This window comes from Fimbriimonas sp. LA-C6 (assembly GCF_055398105.1).
In genome coordinates, this window is sequence record NZ_AP038796.1 from 1,832,639 (window position 1) to 1,854,488 (window position 21,850).

The window sequence follows — 21,850 nt, forward strand, 5'->3', positions numbered from 1 at the left end:
ACACCGTGAAAACAAAGCCGAGAACCTACGAATCCATCGTTCAACTGATCAAAGAGCAGATTCAAACGGCTCAGTATGGTCCAGGCCAAAGACTCCCAAGCGAAAGACAACTCGCCACCGAGTTCGGAGTAAGCAGGGCCGTCGTGCAAGATGCCATCAAACAACTCGAACTCCAGGGCATCATCGAGCGCCAACCCAACTGCCGCCCCACGGTTCGCAAGCTAGACACTAAAAACCCATGGCGGTCCCGACCAGGCAAGGATATGATCGGAGTTTGGCTCCATCCAAGTCTCGAAGACCCAGGTGCCGCCACCATCCTTCAGAGCATCCGAACATCACTAGGAGTAGCCGGTTATCAAACACTCATCGGATGTAGCAGCACACAGGAATGGCTCAACGCCCCACGCTACGAAGCAGGATTCCTGAGATCCCTCATTGAGAACCACTCCACCGCAGGGGCTATCGTCTGGCACACCGGAGGAGACGACTTCCACTTCGCCTACCAGCAGCTCATGAACGCCGGGATCCCCGTGGTCTTCATCGACCGCGAAGCCCCCGAACCCATTGAAGCCGACCTAGTCGCGACCAACCACCGCCGAGCCGCAAAGACAGCGGTCAAGCATCTCATCGAGATGGGCCATCGCAGGATCGCAATGGTCCTGAACAACGACCCGGCCTCAAGCGTTCACGACCGCATCGACGGCTATCGATCCGCCCTCCAAGACGCCGGAATCGACTTCCGGCCCGACTACATCGTCAACCTCCCACTCGCTTACGGACAGACCGCGAGAGAAGATGCGGACATGACCGTCGTCGATCTTCTCAAGAAAGAAAACCCACCGACCGCCATCTTTGCCGTAAACGACCAGATCGCGCTATTCCTCGACGACGCCATCCGAAACCTCGGAATCAAAATCCCAGAAGAGATGTCCCTGGTCGGCTTCGACTGGAACCTCCGCTGGCTTCCCTCAGGCGGACACCTCACCACTGTCTGTCAGAACTTTGATCTCATCGGACGACTCGCCACCGAGCGCCTTCTCAACCGGATCGCCTCTCCAAAAACCGAAGCGGTCCAACACGTGCTCGTAGAAGCCCCCTTGGTCCTACGCGGAACCACTGCCGCTCCACGCCGTCACGACACCCTGAGGCAGCTACAAGGCGAACTACTCAAAGCACAATAACGATTTGCTCGCCTAATCCGCGCGGCAAAACCAGACTCGGAGCGATTTTGCTAAACCGAGCGATAAGCTGAAAAAAGCGAAAACACATGGCTAGAGGATCGAAGCAATTCGATCCTCAATTTTCCTAAAATTCACCAAACGGGTACCCTTAAAGACAAGGCTAGCGCTCGATCTTTTCTCACAGCACGGCGTCACGCAACTTACACCCAAGCATGTTAACCGCAGACAACGTACTCCAGCAGGCGAAACGACGACGCACGTTTGCCATCATCTCTCACCCCGACGCCGGTAAGACGACCCTCACGGAAAAGCTCCTTCTGTACGGAGGTGCCATCCAGCTTGCAGGCGCCGTCACAGCGAGAAAAAACCAGCGTAAATCCACCTCCGACTGGATGGAACTCGAGAAACAACGTGGCATCTCCGTCACCTCCACCGTTCTCCAGTTCGAGTACAGCGGTTTGGTCCTAAACCTCCTGGACACCCCCGGTCACGACGACTTCAGCGCAGACACCTATCGAACCCTCACCGCAGCCGACAGCGCGGTCATGTTGATCGATAACGCCAAAGGCGTAGAAACGCAAACCAAAAAGCTGTTTGCCGTCTGCCGAAAACGCGGCATCCCCATCTTTACCTTCGTCAACAAGCTAGACCACCCAGGCAAAGGACCTCTCGCACTGCTCACAGAAGTCGAAGAGACCCTCGGCATCAAGAGCGTCCCCATGAACTGGCCCATCGGTCAGGGTGATCTCTTCAAAGGCGTCTACGACCGCGAAACAGGCAACGTACACCTCTTCCAAAGGGTCGCCCACGGCTCAGAGCGCGCACCCGTCATCGCCCTCCCACTCGATTCGCCAGACATCAACAAGCACCTGTCGGCCGAAGAGATCAAAACCCTACACGACGAGATCGAGCTCATCGAGATCGCGGGCGAAGAGTACAGCCAAGACCTCGTAGACCAAGGTGAGCTAACGCCCGTATTCTTCGGCTCGGCCATCACCAACTTCGGTGTTCAGCTGTTCCTAGACCAAATGATCCAGCGAGCGCCCGAACCAGCGCTACGCAAAACACAAACCGGAACTGTAACCCCAGCAGACGACTTCTTCAGCGGCTTTGTCTTCAAGATTCAAGCCAACATGGACCCGAACCACCGAGACCGAATCGCATTCATGCGCCTCGTCAGCGGGAAGTTCGAAAAGGACATGCAGGTACTCAACACTCGCTCCGGCAAGACGATTCGTCTCACCCGACCGCAACGACTGTTCGGCCAAGATCGGGAAACCGTAGAAGAAGCCTATCCAGGCGACATCGTAGGACTCACGAATCCAGGTGCCTTCCAACTCGGTGACACGCTCTGCTCCACTGGCAAGTACGAGTTCAGCGAAGTCCCCATGTTCGCCCCCGAAGTCTTCGTTGTCATCCAAAACAAAGACATTGGTCGCTTAAAGCACTTCGAAAAAGGCATCACCCAGCTCTGCGAGGAAGGACTTGTCGAACTGTTCTGGGACCGCCGCCACCAACGACGCGAACCGATCCTTGGTGCTGTCGGTAAGCTCCAATTTGAAGTCGTCCAATACCGACTTCAAAGCGAGTACGCGGTCAAAACCGCCCTCGAACCTGTGCCGTTCGATATCATCCGATGGCTCGGCGGCGATGAGCAAGCTATCCGAGAGGCATACTGGGGAACCAACGCACGCCTCATTGAAGACAACCAAGGAAGACCGGTCCTGCTCATTTCAAGCCAATGGACCTTGGGATACCTGCAAAGCAATAACCCCAAGATCACATTCCACGAACTCCCGTCCGAACTCTAAGAAGCCTACTCAGAGCTGCCGTCGTCATCGGCAGCTCCACTTTTATTCAGCCTCGCAAGCTCACGGTCCACGCGTTGGCGGAAATCAGCAGGCAAGCCACTATACGGAACCGCGCTCTTTCCATCAATGTGGTAGGTCACAAGCGTGCCCCACTGTTCGGCCTTATCGCCATACCGCACCACAAAGTAGATGACCTCACGAGTCCCCACCACGAATTTCGATTTCCGTGGATCGTCAGAATCCGTTTTCTCTTCTTTCCCGCCATTACTCACCGCGTGGATCTCCGAAGCAACCTCCCACCCGTCGTCCCCAACAAGATCCGTCTGGGTGATGTCGTCTCCGCGGCAAGTGAAAACAACATCAAAACTATTCTTATAGAGGCGAAGCACCGAGTCTGAAGTCACGCCATTTGGCACCACTTCGGAAGGAAGTCTTTTTAAGTAATCCTGACTGAAAAACGGCATGTTAACCACCGGCTGCAAATCGTCCTTGGATAACTTGTGCAGATGCGTGGTGTCAAGATACAGTAGTTCATTCAAACGGTTTTTCAGGTCCTCAGAGCCTTCGCTTAACCGAAAGCCTTCTTTGGAAAGCGCCTTCGTCCGTTGCTCCTCAGTCATCGCCCCATACACCAAAGCCCAGTCTTCAGTCTCAGACCACCTGGGTGCTGCGTACCCCGTCAGATGCAATTTTTGCTGCTGAAGCAAAGTCCCCCAAGAGTTCTCAAACTTCTTAGTAAAAGCCACCGTATCGTCCACGGAAAGCGGCATCCCGGTCTGCACCTTGGCCAGATACTCCTTCAGCGCAGCTCGATCAATTCTCTCATCTCGAGCCGACCATGGCTGGTCTGGCTGAATGATCAGCCAGTTTCCCTTCTCCGATACATCGATCGAATCGAACTGCTGCAAATACTCCGTGGGACCATACATCTGCCCTCCCTCGTCCATCGGCATCACGTAAGCTGCATCATCGGGCAGGTAAGCCACAACATTCAATTTTCGGATCGAAGCAACCTGCTCAAGAAGCGGTGAGACCAACAGGGACAGCGGTTCATACTTAACCGGGTCCATCAACTTCTCGGCAACACTGCTCGGCGGCTTAACCCAGCCATCGGGCGAAAGGAACTTCCACTCATCAGAGAGCTTCAACTTCTCCTCTTTCACAGAAGGGGGATCCTTCACCTTATTCGTGTCGCCGCCTGTCTTCGAACCTCCACCATCCGCCGAGTCATCATCGCCCCGAAATTCTCCTGTTACCCAGTCGAAGTCGAACGACATGCTGTCCGCTGTGTCTCCGTTTGGCTGAAACAGAGCCACTCGAAAAGTAAGGAGCGACCCAAACCGCACCACCGAGAAACTCACCTTAGGAGGACTCGTTTCCCAAGCCTGTAAGTCGACCTCAGGAAAGGTCGCCCCAAATCCCTTGAGCACAGGAGACTCCTGGGACATGCGCGTGTAAGTCTTACGAAAAGTGCTCTCGTCTTTGATGAAGTGCTTCGCAACGGCTGTCTGGTCAGGATTCAATGCGATCTGTGCAGCAGTAGGAGAGGTGGAATACACATATCGTTTTTGCCCCTTAAGCTTCACAAGATCCAGAGGCTTCAACGTCAAAACGAAGTCCTGCAGAGCCCGGTACCCAGGAAGGCTCTTTTTCATGCTGCTCACCTCCTTCTGCAAGGACTTAGACATCTCAGAGTCGGAACTTGTCTTCGACTCCTCGACCGCCTTGAGAATGGTGCGGAACGGCTTTTCAGCAACGTCGTCACTATAAGGCGGCCGCTTCTCCACCTCGTCCCTAATGCGCGTAAAGAACTTCTGGCACAGTTCGGCATGGTCCACATACTCGCGCTCATCCTCGGCCGCGTTGCGCTCACTGCTCCGGAACAGGCGCTGAACGCCCCCCTCGCTCTTCCATTCCGCATTCAGAGTCTCCGCAAGCCGCTTCATCAACTCGTCAGCAGCAACATCCTTGACCGAGACGAACACAACATCATCCTTCACCGACGCATCAGCTTCCAAAGAGACACCGACCGCCTTCCCCAGATCAGGAAGTAACCGCGAGCAGGGCGCGGCAGGCAGTACAACGCTCACCTTCTTATCAGAAAAATGCGTCACACAAAACAGGACCAACGGTGCAAGAAACATAGACTCCTCTCAAAAACGACCAAATCGTACCAAACATCCTACGCCATCAACATGAAACTCATTTGAAGATCAGATACATTGACCTCTTCAATCCAATTCTGAAAGAAATCGTAGAGATGCGATACCTCATCAAAGATCCAATCATCCTCGAGGACACTCGATTGGAATCTCTACTAGGCGGCCTCAACAGGACCTCCTACGACGAAGGCATCCGCCAGTGCGTCACATTCGAACAAGGTCGCAAGTCCTAGAACTTGACGCAAACAATGGGTATCGTTTTAACGGCTGCTCGCGCAGCCTCTCATGAAAATCAACTCCTAAAACCATACGTTCCTCGTTCTGACCGCATCTTATCCAGCGGCCCAAGACCCTGCGTATTAGGAGTTTTTCATGCTTCAGGCTTTCAGCCTTTCTTACGAACCTTCGCCCCTTGTCGGCGACCTTTTCACGAATATCAGCTTCACCCTCGATTGGGGTGAGTGCGTCGCTCTCGTCGGCAAGAACGGCACTGGCAAAACCAAGCTCATGGAGATCTTGGCCGGCGTCACTCAGCCGAACACGGGTCGAGTCGTCCTAGAAAAAGGTGCCCGAATTGGATATCTCCCACAGGATATTGACTTCCATTTCACCGGAAGCCTTCGCGCATTCCTATGCGAGCACCCGGACCCTGCCCAAGAAGCCGCAGTCGCCAAAGCCTGCGCCAAACTGGGCATCCACCTAAGCCAACTCGACCAGAACTACACCTCCCTCAGCCTCGGTGAACGAGTACGCGCAGCCCTCGCCCGGCTTCTCGTCACCGAACCAGCCGTGCTCCTCTTAGACGAGCCAACAAACCACCTAGACATAGAGGCGAAGACCTGGCTCGTTCAGTTCCTCAAGTCAAGCCGACTCACGGTGCTGATGGTCTGCCACGACCGTGAGGTAGTCAACCAAGTTGCCGATCGCGTTCTCGAACTCGCCCAGGGAAACATCACGGAGTACACCGGCGGATTCGACGAGATGCAACACACAAAGACGCAGCGAGAACTACGCCAAACCGAACAGTATCAACGACAACTCACGGAAGAACAAAGGCTCAAAAATGCCGCAGAGAAGACCCTCCAAAAGGCTACGCGCATGACGCGAAAACCAACATCCCGAACCTACGATCCAAAAGCAAAAGCGTTCTACGCAGGCAAGGAAGCCAAGCTCGATCGCCGAGCCAAAGCAATCAGAGTGCGTGCGGAACAAGCTCTAGAGAAGCGAGTCGAAAAGCCATTCGAGCCAGACTCAGTCGCCATTAAATTTAACGCACGCCCCTTACGGCACTCCGATGCCCTCACCATTCGGAGCCTAAGCAAATCATTCGGAGCCAAGCAACTGTTTGGCAATCTCAACCTAACCTTAGAAAAAGGCGAAAGAATCGCCATCATCGGCCCCAACGGATGCGGCAAGACAACGCTATTCAAATTGCTCCTCGGCGAAGAACGCCCTGACTCGGGCGAGATCACATGGTCCCCCGATGCAGTCCCAGGCTTTCTCTCTCAAGATCGAGCAAGCTTGCCGTTGGACAAAACCGTTCTAGACGCGCTCTACCCAGTGGGAGACGCCCAGACCCAATTTGTCCGCAACTTACTGGCTCGACTCAGATTAAGGGGCGACGCTTCGCACAAGCCAATGAAGGCGCTCTCAGTAGGAGAACGCACCAAGGTAGAACTCGTAAGCATCCTCATGACACCAGTGAATGTGCTCCTCCTCGATGAACCAACCAATCACCTGGATGTAGATTCAATGGAAGCTCTCGAAGAAGCCCTCACCCACTTCCCAGGATGCGTCCTATTCACTTCGCACGATCAAACCTTTATCCGGCGTACTGCGGATCGAACGTTGACTCTCTAAGCCGAGCAATGTCGCGAGTCGGCGGCGCCCCAAAGTGCCGACTGTACTCGCGACTGAACTGAGAAGGACTCACATAACCCACCTGAAAGCTCGCCGACGCTGCATCCAACGCATGCCCAAGCATCAACCGTCGAGCCTCCTGAAGCCGTAACTGCTTCTGATATTGAAGCGGGCTCAGGCCCGTCACAGTCTTGAAATGATGGTGTAGAGCAGACACGCTCATACAAGCCTCACGAGCAAGGGTTTCAATATGAAACGGCGCAGCAAAGTGAATCTTAAGCCAACGAATCGCCAAATTAACTGACTGAAGCCGATGCTGAGAGAGCGCAATCTCCCTCAGCCTCCCACTGCTTTCCAGAATAAGCAATCGGTACAGCAACTCCCGAACAACCATCGGAGCCAGCACCTCAGTATCACGTGGAGATTCCAACAGCTTAACAAGCCGGATGGCAGCATCCAGCACCTCGCTGGTGACTGCACACAACGCAAACCCAGTACTCGGTGCACGGTTATCAGGCATCCCCAACTTAGCCTCAACCATGATCGAAGCAAGTTGAGCAGGATCCAAATCCACCCTGATGCAAAGATAGGGACGGCTCGGTGTCGCCTCCAAAACGCCACCCGCTATCGGCAAGTCAGCCGAAACCACAAGACAGTCATCCGGCCCGTACACAAACGTCTCCTCGGCAAGGGTCACTCGTTTCTTGCCCTGGGCGGTGATACAAAGCGCTGGTTCGTGCACACCCCGGTACCAGTCGGTGACTTCTGAAACCCGCACCAGCGAAATCCCCGTGATCTCGGTGGATACCACCCCATCATGGAGCACCTTACGATCAATCAAGTCCGCCAACTCCGCCTGCTGCCGTCGAATCTCTGATTCCATGCTCACCCTCATCTATTACGACACAACTCCTTCCACTTTGAGCGCAATTGCAGGATTAGGCAAGAACTTGAGAGATTCAAGCAATCGACAATTCATACACTCAGTGCAAACTTTTAGTGTCGCCAATAACTTGGCAAGAAGAGAACTGAAATGTCAAATATCGAAGGAAAAGTAGTCCTCATCACAGGAGCAAGCAGCGGAATCGGAGAAGCAACCGCCCGCTACCTAGCGCTCAAAGGAGCAAACGTCGTCCTAGGTGCAAGACGCACCGATCGACTCGAAACGATCACCACAGAGATCACCGAAGCTGGCGGCTCTGCAGAATATCGAGCACTCGACGTCACGAACCTTGAAAACGTTCAAGAGTTCGTTGCCTTCGCCAAGCTTAAGTTTGGAAAGGTCGATGTCATCATCAACAACGCCGGAGTCATGCCACTCTCACCACTCGAAGCACTGAAGATTGACGAGTGGAACCACATGATCGACGTAAACATCCGAGGAGTGCTACACGGCATCGCCGCCGGCTTGCCATTGCTGAAAGAGCAAGGATCTGGACACTTTATCAACATCTCCTCCATCGGCGGGCATCTGGTCTTCTTTAACGCAGCAGTCTACTGTGCTACCAAATACGCCGTCATGGCTATCTCAGAGGGACTGCGACAAGAAGTCGGCTCCGACATCCGAGTCACGGTCATCTCTCCAGGTATCACGGAGACGGAGTTGCCAAACACCATCACAGACCCCGCTTCCATCGCGGCTCTCGAAGGCTTCCGCAAGATCGCCATTCCCGCAAATGCGATTGCAAAAGCCATCGCCTATGCCATCGAGCAGCCTGCGGACGTAGACATCAACGAGATCATCGTACGCCCTACAGCCAGCCCGATCTAAAGTTCAGAACGCGATCGAATAACCCGCAACCAACCGAAACGGCGTTCGAGAGGGGCCTGATAGGTCACTCTCGACGCCGAAATCGACCACAGACCTCACGCCGATCTGCCGCCGAATCCCAACACCAGCCGTTCCAGTCCAGCCCTCTCCCTTGAGCCGACTCTGCTCCATCGCAAACTCGGCCACGAACGTCGTATTGAAATCCCGCGGGTACCCAATGGGCTTGCTATAACCCAATATTACACCCAAGCTACTCTTCCGTTCAGAGTCATAAGGTTTGGAAACAAGGTTCACATCAAAGTTCAGATGCAGCTTGTCATACTGCGCCACGGTCTTTGTAACGATCCCACGCAACCGACCATCCACTCCGCGCGAATCCAACCCCGTGGGCAAGAACACATCCACTCGGTAAGCAAGCGCCGGTCCGTTTCCAATTTCCCGCTGGATCTGCTGGAAATAGCTCAAGCCGACGTTGTTGGCATTGAACCGCGAATCTCCTCCCCCAATGGAAGGCTCAAACGCGACTCCTATGTCTCGATTCGGCGCAAAACCGTACTTGTACTCCACCTTCGCGTCGTACAACGCCGACCGATGAGACGGAAACCCAAGCCCAAAACCAAACTCAATATCCCGTTCTCGGTACGCAATGCTATACGCATCATCAAACCGCAACGGCCTGCCCGAATCAAGGTTATTGTGGTCCGTCGCGAAAACCGGAACCGCAGCTGCGAACATCAAACCCAGGAGACCAGTTCGCACCTTCATTCGTCATCCCCTGACCGATAGGGGTTCGGCTTCTTGATCTTCTGATAAGTGGCAGGCTTACCCAAATTTCGAGTGGACCACTCCGCAAGAGCAAGAGGCTTCGCCCCCTTATACTCCGGATTCTGCGCTACATACGCGGCAAAAGCAGCCCGAGAAGTAAACGCTCGAGACCACCCCGAACACTCAGGATGCTCACCTGGCACTTCCAAGAAAACCGCTTCTGGCATGCTCGATGTCCACTCACCCTTGTCGTTGGAGATCAGCACAAGGTTCCGAGTTGGATCCTCTGTAGAGGCTCGAATAATCGCCCGCCCCACAGTCTCTGAGGCCATGTCGCGCGCACACATCAAACACCGAACCTGCATGGTCCAGCCTTCCGCACTCACCGTAGCACCCCAAGGATCGTGCTTCGGCATCGAGATCGAACAGTGCGCACACTCCGTCATGCTCATCCAGCCCATGCCAGACATAAACATGCTCTGGGTGTCACTCCCCTTCATCATCCCCATCCCAGGCATCCCATCCGGATGGCGATGATCGTGAAGCGACACCACCGCACCCGCTCCTGGCTTCTCTCCCTCATGAGTCGAGGTAAGCACCTTGTAGATAGCCAACTGAATCTGCTCCTCCTTCTGCTTAGCGCTCAACCCTGAGCTAGCCAGCACGTCATTCACGATGTCGTGAAGCATGTGAAGGTTATCAAACGAGTTAGCAATCTCAGGAAACCGCTTTGAAAAGCGCGGACTCGTCTCCGCCATCATCGGCATAAAATCCCTGTCGGTCTTATAAAGTTCCGAATCGTGGTACCGCTTCCCAATCACCTCATACTGAGCCAAGTGAGTCGAGCCTGGAGTGCGATACAACATATCGTACATAGCCGTCTGCAACCAGTGGTAACCCCAAAACAGACCATTCACCTTTGGATACTTCTTCCGAAACGTCTGGCTGTAGGGAGTGCTCCACAGGTACTCCATGTTCATCGGCAATCCCGTCACCGTAAACGGCGCGGACTGCTTGTAAAACTTCCACAGCCGCTCCACCTCCGCATCCTTCTGAACGTCCGTCATCTTCGGGTCAGCCAACACATCAATGGTCTGTGCATGAAGCGTATGGGCCCAATCAAACACCTTCTCCAAATACCCAAACGACCGCACAAACGTAGGCGACACCGCACTCTCATCCGGCATCAACTTAGGCGGATGCTTCAAAACCCAATCAATCCGATCGAAAGTCTTGGTCTCCAACCCAGCAGCCTTGCCCGTAATCAGATCCTCATAGGCCATCGCATGCCCAACCGCCACCGCGTTGAGGTCGTACGCCAACTTGGGAATCCGATACACCTTGTAGTTGTAGTTCGCAGACTTGAAGTACAAACTGTCCGAGTTCTTGTTATTCATCCAAGTCGGCAGATTCGCAGGCAGCGATTCCAACCGATTCTGCGCGACACCAAGCACGGCCATCGCAAGCACGAGTAGCATGCTAGTCCTTCTTGGCAAGAGCATCCTGGAGCTCTTGCACCGTCATAGCCTTGGCATCAGGCGCACCGTTCAGCTTCGCATATTCACCCAGAGCCTTCTTCGTGCGGAACGTCCGCGAGAGGCTGGCGCAATTCTTGTGCTTCTTAAAGGCACTCAGAAACACCGTCCCCTCAGGCACAACCCACTTCCCAGCCGTGCGCTTCAACACAATCGGCTCTCCAACCTTCTCGCTGGGAGCATAAACCACCAAGTCGCCATCAAATCGCTTCTGATCCAGAAAAACGCAGGTGATGCAGCGATACTCAATCTTCTTGTTCCCAAACTTCACCACCACCTCGTTGTCCTGCTTCTCCGTGTTCTGAACCAGAGGCAGCTTGCAGAAAGGACAGTCCCCCTCATGCAACTTAGAAACACTCGCATAGGCAGCAAAAGCAGTCAGCGAAAGAAGAGCGGTCGATAAAATCTTGTAAGTCTGCATAGCTATTTCACCAAAATCCCGAAGCTAAGCGTGTGGACCTTGCCACCTCGCTGAAACTGAGCATAAGCCTTATAAAGCCCTGCTTTAGGGAAGCGCGCATTGAACAGCACCTGTCCCTTCTTGACGAGCGATTTCATCGCTTCGCCGTCCTGAGGATGGCTGTGGACAACCGTCCTTCCATCCTTGTGAAAAATCATCAGATGCCCGGCAGCCCCTAACCAATCCTGAGTGTCCCCAGCAGGCTTGCCCGTAGCCGTATCGAAAAGCCGTATCTTAAGCACCACCGTCTTACCAACAGGAATCGGCTTCACAGTCGAGGCCAAGTATCCCGTCAGATCCCGATCCCTGGCTGGTCCAGCAAACGCGCTAAACGTTGACTTCCAAGTCTGCTTCGCACCATAAACCTTCACCTGACTGATCAAAACCCGAGACCCCTGCCCCTTCGGCGCCACGTCCGCATACACCCAGTACGTCCCACCAGCAGGAAACTTAAAAGGAAGGGTCCAGGTCCCATCGGCAGCCATAGAAGGATGCTCATGCGTAAACCATCCGAGGTCTTTACTCGCCAACAAAAGATGCATCCGCATCGTATGAGCCACATCAAACTCGGTCTGAGGCTTTCCAGACTTGCTATCGATAACCACGACCTTCAAGTTCTGTACCTTCCCCGCCATCGCGTGAGCAGGCCAATTAAGAACCTTCAACACGTAGGGTGCCACAACCTTGGTAGCAGCAGGCTTTTCGTCGGCGACGCTCACCGCGAAACTCGCACGGAACTCCTTCTCACCCGGCGGCGTCAGCAAAAGATCCAGCTGAAAGTCGCCCCCATGGGGGAAATACAACGCAACACCATAGTCACCTGGAACTCCCTCGCGGTGAATACTCGGATGAGCCGGAGGCATTCCTTGCATGCTCGGCATCGTCACGACGCCACGTGCTTTCACATTAGCCACACCTTTAAATCCAGACTCAACCGGGTCTTTCTGAGTGGTGTCGCTCACGCGAAACTCAACGTCCGTCTCCGCACCGGCATAAAGCCCCTCCGCAGGAACGCGAAGCTCCACCTCATACTTCCCAACCTGCACTTTATGTTGCGCGTGTTGCGAATGCTGAACAGAAAAACCACTGCCAAATGCAGTTGCGTTGTTCGCAGCGCAAAGCCCAAACCCAAGGACTGCCACTGCGGCAAATTTGTGAATCATGAAATCTCCTATCGATGAAAAGGGGAAACGGCAAACACCAGAATCCCAAGCCGGTGAAACAGTTCGGCTTCAAACGATAGGAGGCGCACGTGCGCTAGAACGGATGACACAGCCATCCGGCGGCGGACCCGAGTCAAACCCAACAATGCCAGGTTGCCCTAGATAAAGTCGCACTGAGTCCACCGATTCAATCGATGGCAAAACCGCCACAAGATCCAATCCACCCGAAATCACCAACGCATCTTGCAACGCGGAAGGATGTGTGTCAGGGGTAGAAAGCGTCTTGCAACAGCAATCACGCTTCGCTGGAGCATGATGCGCTTTGGACTTAACCACAGGCGCGGGATGGCAACAGTCAACAACCGCCACCGACACAGCACGCGCAACATCCGGAGTGGCAGAGCATCGCATAGGGCAAAGAGCACCCGCAATCGCCTGAACCACAAGGGTCAGCGACAACAGAAAAGCCCAAAGCGCGCGAGATTGTCTCAAAACGATTTCTCTACCTACTACTCTACCAACTCCAAATTCGAGGAGGTAGTTCCTCTTTCAAGTGTCGGTCCAATTTCCGCACACCCAAGGGTGATATTTACGGGTTCTTCCAACCACGTTCCTACCCCTGATTCGTGCTCCACATGTTATCGTTCACCCCCCTATACGTCGCAGCGAAAGGCAAGAACCGGACGTGCCCATCCGTAAATCCATAAGTCTGCCCCGCTCCATACCGCGGCCCACTCAACAACGCTCCCCTAGGATCGTTGCCCAAGTGCGTATTCCCGTCCACACCCTGGTCCCAACTAAACCCGCTGCCATCGATCGGTCCCACATAGTCCAACAACCCAAGCGTGCTCGGAGGAGTCGCCTTCCCATGCGACCAGTGGAACGGATTGCTCTCATCCGCAGAACTCAGCCCCTTGAACCAAGGGTTAATACAAATATCCCACCAATCACTCGCCCAAAATGGATCGTTTGCATCACCAACCGGAAGCGGACGGGGTGGAGTAATCCCGATAAACGCAGCCCATTGGGGAGTCCGCAACGTATTCAGAATCGTATTGGACGGCTGAGTAATCGAACTCAAATTACGGGTCGTCCCAGTCACAAGACCGTTATTGCAAAACGAACCCCACATCGCCGGCTCGTCTTTTATAGGATCAGCAGGGTCATACCAAACACTAGCCCGCCCTGTCCTCGAACCTCCGCCATCCACGCCACCCACACCGTTCTTCATGTATGGCTCCAGCGATTTCTCATAGTAATGCTGGGACCAGTACGAGATGAACGAAGGCTCGTCCTCATTCAGAGTCTCCTGAGTCCTCGGAAACATGTCGTCGTAATCCGAGCAGTACATCACGATGGCGATAGAGATCTGTTTCTGATTGCTCACGCAAACCGTCTTCTTGGCGGCCAACTTAGCCTGCGCAAACACAGGAAACAGGATCGCCGCCAAGATCGCGATGATCGCGATCACAACTAAGAGTTCAATCAGGGTGAAGCCCTGCCGATTCGATAATTTATCCATGAATACTAAGTGTAACCCAAGTTACACTTAGTACGATCATTTCCCATTAGTATGAAATTTGAGAGTATCATCCCTTCAGGTGCTTACTTTACATTTCATACTTACCCTTTGTATCCTTTCAATATAAATTCGTCTAGACGAACTGTAAGGATATAAACACATGAAAATTGCAACCGTCGCACTCTCGATCCTCGCCATCACTCAGCTCGCCGGAGCACAGACCAAGAGCTTCAAAGTAGTCGGAGATAAACTCTCTTACCGGAACGTCGCCACCGTAGAAAGCGCAAGCGACTTCGAGACGTTCACCGGTAAAACCAACCTGGTTTCCGGAAAAATCTCCCTCAACCTCGCCAAGAAGACCGGCACAGGCACCATCGAAGTAGACGCTGCCAGCATCGATACCGGAATCCCCCTCCGAAACGACCACATGAAGAGCGCAGGCTGGTTGGACACCGCGAAGTACCCAACCATCAAGTTCCAAACCGTAAGCGTCAAGTCACTCGGCGGAGACAACTACAAGATCGTCGGTAAGTACACCATGCACGGCATCACTAAGACGGTCACCACAACCGCCACCGTAAAGGTAAAGGCCGAAGGCGATGCCACCAAGAAAGCTGGCTTCAGCGGCGATGTACTTCAAATCAAAACGAAGTTCAACATTAAGCTAAGCGACTACGGCATCAAGATCCCAGACATGGCAAAGGGCAAGGTCGCCAACGAAGTGACCATTAGCCTCAATGCCTACGCAACAACCAAGTGAAACTACTCCAAGCAAAATGGTTCGGAATGGCGGTGATGTTCATCGCCGCCATCTCCCTCCTAGGACTCGGTGCCACGTTTCCGGTGTACAACAGCTATGCCGGTAAAGCGCAGCTAGTCCAGAGAATCCAAGTTGACAAGGCAGCAGAAGCCGTCTTCGACGACGAAGGAACCGCCATCGGCTCGCCCCAACAACTGATCATCGAAGACCAAGCAGCATTCCTGCCTGGAACCACCAAAGACGGTGCCAAGAAGGTCAGCGAAAACTACCTCCAGGAGAAGAAGATCTACCCTCTTCAACTTCAAACGGTAGGCTTCGTCGTTGGAAACGTGAGGATGGGCCTAGGGGCCGCCCTACTAGTCGCAGGGCTGCTTCTCTTCGTTCGACAACTCGGCGCGAAAAAGCAAAAAAGCGAGCCCCAATAAAGAGCTCGCTAAGCAACAGGAGGGGAGAAAACCTCCCCTCATCTTCTCCCCTATTTTCTTCGACGTCGGGCTAAACCAATCAGTCCGATCGCCAAAGCCGTCATGCTCATCGGCTCAGGAACACCCTCAACCTTGAAAGCGACCTGTGTCGTGTCGTAATAGTAGTTGCCGTTCGTTCCATATCCTACAGAGCTGTCCAGCGTATCGCCCGCGTTTAGAAACACGCTTGTGCTATATCCGGTGGCACTCATTGGCCCAAATCCGTTCACGAGCCCTGAGAAAATGCTGCTCCCGTTCAGGTCGATCGAAACGTCCGTCGAAGTCGGCCCGATAAAGTCTGCACCCTTGTAAGCAATGCTAAACCAGTAAGTACCTGTAGTAGGCGCTGTAAATCGAACAACCGAACGCTCACCGCGGTTACCTGGGTGCTGAGCCAAAGCATAAGGGTCTAGTTGGACAGTGCTCGCGTTAAAAGTGGTGCCCAATGTATTCTTGTAAACACCTAAATAGAGGGCATTGGGATCCGTCCAAGAATCCAGTCCGGCATTGGAGCCGGTTACCGAAAGCAGCCCAAAACCAGGAGTCTCCATGCCATACGTCCAGACACCGTTCGGATTATTGGAAAGCGTGAAGTCAGCAGCGGCGTCATAGATGGTAGCCTGCACACTAACAGCAATCATCATCGAACCAGTAGCAACAGCAATTCGCAAAACACTCTTCATTGTGGTTTCTCCCCGCAGACTCAGCTAAACAATTAAATGGAGCACTATCTAGATACTTCACTTAACATGGAAGCCTTATCCCTACGTCAATTCTATGACGGTCGTTCCAAAAATATTGTTCACATATTTTTCTTATGGGAATGCAAACCCTGCCCAAACTGGTTCAAAACACCATGAAAAAGACCATCTTCTCATCCTCAATCGACTTTGAAACAGCTATACAAACCACAAGAAACCAGATTCTAGGCCAAGGTTTCCGAATACTTACAGAAGTCCCAACATCACAAATCGCACGCAATGCAGGATTCGAAACACCCGATATCCACCAAATCCTCTTCTTCCGCCCCGACTATCTCAAGACACTGATCGACATCTCGGTCGAAAACCTAGAATGGATACCCCTCAAGGCAATACTATCCGTCGAACAAGGCCAGACCATTGTAAGACTGGTAGGACCACGCGAAGTGCCGCAAGCCATGCCGCTAATCGAAGAGATTAACGACAAACTTAGCGCGATCCAAAAGGCTCTAGAAAACTAGAGCCTCGGATCAACTGGCTCACTCTCAAGCGCAAGCACACCAAATACGCACTCGTGCACCTTACGCAAAGGCTCCTTCCTTACAAAACGCTCCAAAGCCTCAACACCCAAGATGAACTCGCGCATCGCAAGCGAACGCTTCGTTCGCAAGCCACGCTTTCTCAAGCGAGACAAGTTCGCCTCCTCCGTGTACTCCGGACCATAAATAATCCGCAAATACTCTCGCCCACGACACTTCACCGCAGGCTGAATCAGATCCGCCCCATTCCGAGCAATGAAGTCGAACGGCTTAATCACCATCCCCTCGCCACCCTTCGAGGTCAGCTCTTCCCACCAAGCGCATCCATCCCGCACGCTCGCCTCATCATGCAGATCCACAACCTTGTACTGAGTGCGGAACAAGATCGGACCACCCGCATCGCAAAGCTCGCCCAACGTCTCCATGTGCCACACATGATCCTTGTCCAGATACGTCTTCCCTTCACTCGCCAGCACATGGAACGGCGCCAGACGCAAATCGTCCAGCCCCTTCACATCCCAACAATAGTGACGGTAAGCATCCACATACTTCAGTGCATCCTCATGCTTCGCACGCATCTGCTCTAACATCTGCTTCAACGACTCGTCGTCAGGAGCCAACCCAGCACTCTTCTCCAAAACCGAAATCGCAGCACTCGTCGCAGCCTTGGCAGAAGCCCCCACCGGCGCATACTGACGACGCAACAACGCCTGAGCCTTCGCCGACCAAGGCATCAACTCCGCGTCCAACACCACCCAGTCCGTGCTCAACTTCTCCCAAAGTCCCGAGTTCGACATCGCTACAGCGACATGCTCCAACAACCCACGCTCGACCGTCAAATCGTCAAAGAACCGGCGTCCGGTACGCGTAATAATCGCCCCAATCTCCGCCTCAGCCACTCCAAACCGACGCCGAGCAACTTTCTCGTCCTTACAAACAACCACCACAGCGCGAGAACCCATGTGCTTCTCTTCACACACAACCTTCTCAACACCCTCACGTGCAAAGTAAGCAAACCCCTCGCTTGGGTACTCAAGATAAAGCTCATGCGCACTCGTCTCAGTAGGAGACATCGTCGGAGGTAGATAAATCAACCACTTCGGATTCGTTGCAAACCGACTCATCGCCTCCAAAGCAGCCGAGGCATTATCCTCCTGAATCGTCGTCTTCCCACGTAAGCGAGTCTCAATCAGACGCTTCCCAGAAACATCCGCAAGATCCAGCAACTCGTCCAGCTCGTGCTGCCCACTCAGCTTCTGCCCCACCAGCTCAAGGAAGTTCCGCTTCGTCTCCGCATAAGCCTTCTTGGCAGGCACGCTCACCAAGTCCCTCTCCGGATACCGCAATGCCGTCAACTTCCCACCGAAAACACACCCAGTATCGATGTTCAGCGTATGGTTCACCCACTCCGGCTCCCCGACAGGCGTATGACCATAAACTACCATCGCCTTCCCACGATAATCAGCGGCCCACGGATATCGAACTGGCAGACCCACCTCGTCGATCTCCCCGGTAGTCTCCCCATACAGCGCAAAGTCGCGAACCCGCATGTGAGGCCGCATCTGCATCTCCTGCTTCATTCCCGCATGAGCCACCACCAACCGTCCAGCATCCAAAACGTAGTGGCTAATCAACCCCTGCAAGAACTTCTGCACGCGCGCCTGGAACTCGTCAGTCTGTGCCTCAAACTGCTCGTAAGTCTCCTTAAGACCATGACTCATCGAAACATCACGCCCGCGAAGCTTCCTGAGCAACTTCTCATCGTGGTTCCCAGGCACGCACAAAGCCACACCCTGATCCACGGCATCCATCACAAGCCGTACCACCCCCATCGAGTCTGGTCCACGGTCGATAAAGTCTCCCAGGAACACCAATTTGCGTCCCTCAGGAGGCGTGAACGAATACCGCCCCTCGCTCAACTGCGGCTCGTACCCCAGCTTCGCCAGCAGCTCCAACAGCTCGTCCAAACATCCGTGGATATCCCCCACAATGTCAAACGGCCCCTTCTCGTCACGCAAGTCCGCATAGAGCTTAGTTCGCTCGATCTCAACCGAGTCGATCTCATCCTGCCCCTTCAAAACATGGACATGACGAAATCCCTCGCGGTTGATCTCACGCATCCCACGTCTCAACTCCGCGAGTTGGTTCCGCACAACATGAGCCCCAAACTGCCGATCAGGACGTAGCTTGTTCCGCTCCTGGCAAACCTGTTCAGGAACCATAAACACCACCGCATGAGCCTGCAAGTAGAACTCAGAAGCGACCTTAATGAGCGTCTTCCGCGACTTAGGACTGACACTCGTAGCGTCAACAACCGTCAGCAACCCACGCTCCAGCCTCTTACGAACAATCGCAAACAACAGTTCAAACGCGTCCTCGGTCGCCGACTGATCATTCTCGTCGTTCGAAACAATCCCACGACATCGATCAGAGGACACAACCTCGTGGTGCAGGAAGTGCTTGGCAGCAAAAGTCGACTTACCACATCCACTCGGCCCCACCAAAACGATCAAAGCCAACTCAGGAACCACTAATCTCATCGCTTAAACACCGCCATCTGCGAAGGTGCTCCTCGCTCCGCGTCCTCGGGCCCAACCGCCTCGAAACTCACCGCATACCCATGCTCGGCAGCAACCCTATGCCCCCAGCCCATAAACTCCTCACGAGTCCACTCAAACCGGTGATCCTGGTGTCGCATCGCCCCAGGCTCCATCCCCTCAAACAGCGCGTTGTACTCACGGTTTGGCGTAGTTACCAATACAGCCACAGGGCGGGCACACTGGAACACCACCCGCTCAAACGCAGCGAGCCTCGGGGCATCCATATGCTCAATAACCTCCACCACAGCCGCCGCATCGAAACCTTCTAACCGAGCGTCCCGATACATCAGCGATCCATGGATCAACTGAATCCGCTTCGCCATATGAGGCGACATCCAGTCAAACCGAAGCGCCCGCTTAGCCCGCTCCAACGAGGAAATCGCCACGTCCATCCCCAAAATCCGCTCAAACTGCCCGTTCTTCAGGAGGAGCTTCAGCAACTTCCCTTCGCCACAACCAAGGTCCAACACGCTCTTGGCTCCCAACTGCGCCAGCGTCTCAGCAACCTTCGCAAGACGAATGTCATGCAGCGAGATCCTCTTCTCAACCTTCTCTTCAGTGCTCGTCTTCTTCTCATCCGCATCAAGGTCCCCTTCCTCAATCAACAGACGAGACATAGCCTCTCGAGTCAAAATCCGGTCGTAACGAAGGTATCGACGCGCAATCTCCACGCGTGCCGGGTGAGTAGACAACCACTCCTTCCCGCGCCGCAAAAGCCGGTCAATCTCCTGACGATCCACAAAGTAGTGCTTCTCGTTATCCAACACAGGGATCAGCACATACAGATGGCTCAAAAGATCAGCCAACCGCCCCACATACTTCAGACGAACATCAAAATACTGACTCTCTCCCCAGTCCGAAAACTTCTCATCAAGCGGCAGCCGGGTCGCCTCAATCTCGTAACCCAAGGGCTCAAACAACCGACGCAGCAACGCCTCGCCCGCAAAGCAAGCCAGCACTGGAAGATGAACCTCCAACGGAATCGCCTGAGAAGCCAACTCCGGCCGCTCTTTACTCCGACCACTCATGGTCGTGCTAAAGAACTCCGTGAGCGTTGAGGTAAGCATGGACGACGCCACGTATGGCCGATCATTCACATATTGGTCAAACAAACCATCTCGACGACCCCGGACCAACGCCACGGGGTCAACGTCCAACAAAACCGATGCAGTGCACCGCTCATCAGACACCTCGGGAAAGAGCACATAAGCCTTCCCAAAGGACATGTCGCACGCATGAACGCGACTCGGATTCTTGTGGAGCAAGTATCCAAGGTCGGTTGCAGGGCGGTGAGTGGTCGAGATGCTTAAGACCATGAAGGCACATAGTTTGAAGCACTCGACCGCTTTGAAGAGACCGACTAGGTGTTAAGGCTTACCACCCGGTACTCCAGCGTGAGCACTTCCAACTGGATTGCTCTTCTTCACCTTCTCCAGGTTCTGCTTTTGCTGCTCCGTCAAAGGCTTCACCTTCAGAGCCTGCTCCGCTTCCGTTTCGTCAGATGACTTCCCGCTGCAGCCACACAACCCAACGCCCATCACCAAAACACACAACGTCAAGAGCCGCATTACTGAATCACAGCCTTCGTGAAGTAAGTGTAAAGGTCATATCCAGTGTTCGTCTCAACCTTTAGCTTAAGCAACTCCGTCGCCTTCAAGAACTTCGAGTGCCCGTCAAGGAAAGCAGCATTCACACCCCCACTGTGCCGAGCAATGATCGCACCCTGGAAAGTCATCAAAGTCAACGGAGAGACATTGGGCTGAGCCGCCACGTTATCAAAAATCCCACCCCAAGGATAAAGCGTCGCCTGGAACGAGAACTTCGGTTCATCAGGAGTCCAAGGATCGCCAGGATGAGCCGTCCACACACCGCCATCCACGCAGTAAACGCCACCTGCCAGGTTCTCTATTCCAGTCGCAGAACTCGCACTGCCATTCTGGAAAATCGATAACCGATCATCCCACCAGTAAAAGTTGTTCAGTACATAGGCTTGCTTGGTCTTCAACGGGTTGCTAGAGGTGAACAAAGTGCTCTTGTCAGCGCTCGGACAAAGCCCAATATCCTTGTTCTTGCTGTAAGGAAGCAACAACTCAAACCAAGTCGTGATCACACCGTTGTTGTCAATCGTCACGTTCGGAGCCACCACATCGTCGGAATCCTGCTCGTACAACATCAGAGAAATGCCAACCTGCTTCGTGTTGGAAAGACAAGCGGTCTTCTTGGCAGCCTCTTTTGCCTGAGCGAAAACGGGGAACAAAATAGCAGCTAAAATTGCAATGATCGCAATCACTACCAGCAATTCGATCAGGGTAAATGCCCTTGTAAATTTCTTCATGGTTATCACCAGTGACACCCGCCGTCGGAGTCTGATAAGAGCATACAAAAGGTATTGAAAGTTATTAACAGTGAGTGCGGATTGCTACCACTGAATCTTTACTGGCACCACTGAAAGTCTGGCTGGTCACACGCGCAACCCCACCGTTCTGCACATCTCCAGCTTCCACACCACCACAAAACCTAATTCCAACGCTCCCCCAAACCCACCTTCCTGGTAAT

21 protein-coding genes are annotated in these 21,850 nt (G+C 53.7%); 8 read left to right on the plus strand and 13 right to left on the minus strand.

Going from position 1 to position 21,850, the window contains the following annotated elements:
- The first annotated feature begins 5 nt into the window (after positions 1 to 5).
- Positions 6 to 1,181, plus strand: coding sequence for a GntR family transcriptional regulator (locus tag ACZ51B_RS08535; RefSeq protein ID WP_464296818.1), 1,176 nt, complete (start codon positions 6 to 8; stop codon positions 1,179 to 1,181).
- Between the two features lie 212 nt (positions 1,182 to 1,393).
- Positions 1,394 to 2,992, plus strand: a complete 1,599-nt coding sequence (locus tag ACZ51B_RS08540; protein WP_464296819.1) for a peptide chain release factor 3 — start codon at positions 1,394 to 1,396, stop codon at positions 2,990 to 2,992.
- A gap of 5 nt (positions 2,993 to 2,997) precedes the next feature.
- Here ACZ51B_RS08540 and ACZ51B_RS08545 read toward each other — a convergent pair whose 3' ends face one another.
- Positions 2,998 to 5,082, minus strand: a complete 2,085-nt coding sequence (locus tag ACZ51B_RS08545) for a hypothetical protein (RefSeq protein WP_464296820.1) — start codon at positions 5,080 to 5,082, stop codon at positions 2,998 to 3,000.
- Positions 5,083 to 5,198: 116 nt separating this feature from the next.
- On the opposite strand from ACZ51B_RS08545, the gene ACZ51B_RS08550 reads away from it, so the two are divergent.
- Both ACZ51B_RS08550 and abc-f read left to right on the plus strand, forming a co-directional pair.
- Positions 5,199 to 5,387 carry a hypothetical protein gene (locus ACZ51B_RS08550; protein ID WP_464296821.1) on the plus strand — a complete coding sequence of 63 codons (189 nt, stop codon included), beginning with the start codon at positions 5,199 to 5,201 and terminating at the stop codon, positions 5,385 to 5,387.
- 139 nt (positions 5,388 to 5,526) lie between these two features.
- Positions 5,527 to 7,014, plus strand: coding sequence for a ribosomal protection-like ABC-F family protein (gene abc-f / locus ACZ51B_RS08555; protein ID WP_464296822.1), 1,488 nt, complete (start codon positions 5,527 to 5,529; stop codon positions 7,012 to 7,014).
- Here abc-f and ACZ51B_RS08560 read toward each other — a convergent pair.
- A complete protein-coding gene (locus ACZ51B_RS08560) occupies positions 6,977 to 7,897 on the minus strand; it encodes an AraC family transcriptional regulator (RefSeq protein ID WP_464296823.1) in 921 nt (306 codons plus the stop codon). The two genes, abc-f and ACZ51B_RS08560, sit on opposite strands and share 38 nt — an antisense overlap.
- Before the next feature lie 150 nt (positions 7,898 to 8,047).
- Between ACZ51B_RS08560 and ACZ51B_RS08565 the strand changes: the two genes are divergently transcribed.
- On the plus strand, positions 8,048 to 8,785 hold the full coding sequence (locus ACZ51B_RS08565) for an SDR family oxidoreductase (RefSeq protein ID WP_464296824.1): 738 nt from the start codon (positions 8,048 to 8,050) through the stop codon (positions 8,783 to 8,785).
- 3 nt (positions 8,786 to 8,788) lie between these two features.
- On the opposite strand, the gene ACZ51B_RS08570 is transcribed toward ACZ51B_RS08565, so the two are convergent.
- The 6 genes from ACZ51B_RS08570 to ACZ51B_RS08595 all read right to left on the minus strand — a co-directional run bounded on the left by ACZ51B_RS08570 (position 8,789) and on the right by ACZ51B_RS08595 (position 14,230).
- Complete coding sequence (locus tag ACZ51B_RS08570) at positions 8,789 to 9,550, minus strand: hypothetical protein (RefSeq protein WP_464296825.1); 762 nt, start codon at positions 9,548 to 9,550, stop codon at positions 8,789 to 8,791.
- Positions 9,547 to 11,028, minus strand: a complete 1,482-nt coding sequence (locus ACZ51B_RS08575; protein ID WP_464296826.1) for a hypothetical protein — start codon at positions 11,026 to 11,028, stop codon at positions 9,547 to 9,549. The genes ACZ51B_RS08570 and ACZ51B_RS08575 overlap by 4 nt, the downstream gene beginning before the upstream one ends.
- A gap of 1 nt (position 11,029) precedes the next feature.
- Complete coding sequence (locus ACZ51B_RS08580) at positions 11,030 to 11,506, minus strand: hypothetical protein (RefSeq protein WP_464296827.1); 477 nt, start codon at positions 11,504 to 11,506, stop codon at positions 11,030 to 11,032.
- A gap of 2 nt (positions 11,507 to 11,508) precedes the next feature.
- Complete coding sequence (locus ACZ51B_RS08585; protein ID WP_464296828.1) at positions 11,509 to 12,708, minus strand: FixH family protein; 1,200 nt, start codon at positions 12,706 to 12,708, stop codon at positions 11,509 to 11,511.
- 69 nt (positions 12,709 to 12,777) lie between these two features.
- Positions 12,778 to 13,200 carry a hypothetical protein gene (locus tag ACZ51B_RS08590; protein WP_464296829.1) on the minus strand — a complete coding sequence of 141 codons (423 nt, stop codon included), beginning with the start codon at positions 13,198 to 13,200 and terminating at the stop codon, positions 12,778 to 12,780.
- Positions 13,201 to 13,321: 121 nt separating this feature from the next.
- Positions 13,322 to 14,230 (minus strand): prepilin-type N-terminal cleavage/methylation domain-containing protein, encoded by a 909-nt coding sequence (locus ACZ51B_RS08595; RefSeq protein WP_464296830.1) that lies wholly within the window; start codon positions 14,228 to 14,230, stop codon positions 13,322 to 13,324.
- A 160-nt stretch (positions 14,231 to 14,390) separates the two neighbouring features.
- On the opposite strand from ACZ51B_RS08595, the gene ACZ51B_RS08600 reads away from it, so the two are divergent.
- Together ACZ51B_RS08600 and ACZ51B_RS08605 are read left to right on the plus strand one after the other, a co-directional pair.
- The gene (locus ACZ51B_RS08600; RefSeq protein WP_464296831.1) at positions 14,391 to 14,990 is read left to right on the plus strand and encodes a YceI family protein; all 600 of its coding nucleotides are present in this window, start codon (positions 14,391 to 14,393) and stop codon (positions 14,988 to 14,990) included.
- Positions 14,987 to 15,415, plus strand: a complete 429-nt coding sequence (locus ACZ51B_RS08605) for a hypothetical protein (protein WP_464296832.1) — start codon at positions 14,987 to 14,989, stop codon at positions 15,413 to 15,415. Before ACZ51B_RS08600 ends, ACZ51B_RS08605 begins: the two co-directional genes overlap by 4 nt.
- A 50-nt stretch (positions 15,416 to 15,465) precedes the next feature.
- Here ACZ51B_RS08605 and ACZ51B_RS08610 read toward each other — a convergent pair whose 3' ends face one another.
- A complete protein-coding gene (locus ACZ51B_RS08610; RefSeq protein WP_464296833.1) occupies positions 15,466 to 16,137 on the minus strand; it encodes a PEP-CTERM sorting domain-containing protein in 672 nt (223 codons plus the stop codon).
- 173 nt (positions 16,138 to 16,310) lie between these two features.
- Between ACZ51B_RS08610 and ACZ51B_RS08615 the strand changes: the two genes are divergently transcribed.
- The gene (locus tag ACZ51B_RS08615; protein WP_464296834.1) at positions 16,311 to 16,676 is read left to right on the plus strand and encodes a hypothetical protein; all 366 of its coding nucleotides are present in this window, start codon (positions 16,311 to 16,313) and stop codon (positions 16,674 to 16,676) included.
- Here the strand turns inward: ACZ51B_RS08615 and ACZ51B_RS08620 are convergent.
- From ACZ51B_RS08620 to ACZ51B_RS08635, 4 genes are read right to left on the minus strand one after another with little or no spacing between them, the layout of a single operon-like run.
- Entirely contained in the window at positions 16,673 to 19,234 is a 2,562-nt protein-coding gene (locus ACZ51B_RS08620) for a polynucleotide kinase-phosphatase (RefSeq protein ID WP_464296835.1), read from the minus strand. The two genes, ACZ51B_RS08615 and ACZ51B_RS08620, sit on opposite strands and share 4 nt — an antisense overlap.
- Positions 19,231 to 20,610 carry a 3' terminal RNA ribose 2'-O-methyltransferase Hen1 gene (locus ACZ51B_RS08625; protein WP_464296836.1) on the minus strand — a complete coding sequence of 460 codons (1,380 nt, stop codon included), beginning with the start codon at positions 20,608 to 20,610 and terminating at the stop codon, positions 19,231 to 19,233. The genes ACZ51B_RS08620 and ACZ51B_RS08625 overlap by 4 nt, the downstream gene beginning before the upstream one ends.
- Positions 20,611 to 20,661: 51 nt before the next feature.
- Complete coding sequence (locus ACZ51B_RS08630) at positions 20,662 to 20,862, minus strand: hypothetical protein (RefSeq protein ID WP_464296837.1); 201 nt, start codon at positions 20,860 to 20,862, stop codon at positions 20,662 to 20,664.
- The gene (locus ACZ51B_RS08635; RefSeq protein WP_464296838.1) at positions 20,862 to 21,629 is read right to left on the minus strand and encodes a prepilin-type N-terminal cleavage/methylation domain-containing protein; all 768 of its coding nucleotides are present in this window, start codon (positions 21,627 to 21,629) and stop codon (positions 20,862 to 20,864) included. Before ACZ51B_RS08635 ends, ACZ51B_RS08630 begins: the two co-directional genes overlap by 1 nt.
- Between the last annotated feature and the right edge of the window lie 221 nt (positions 21,630 to 21,850).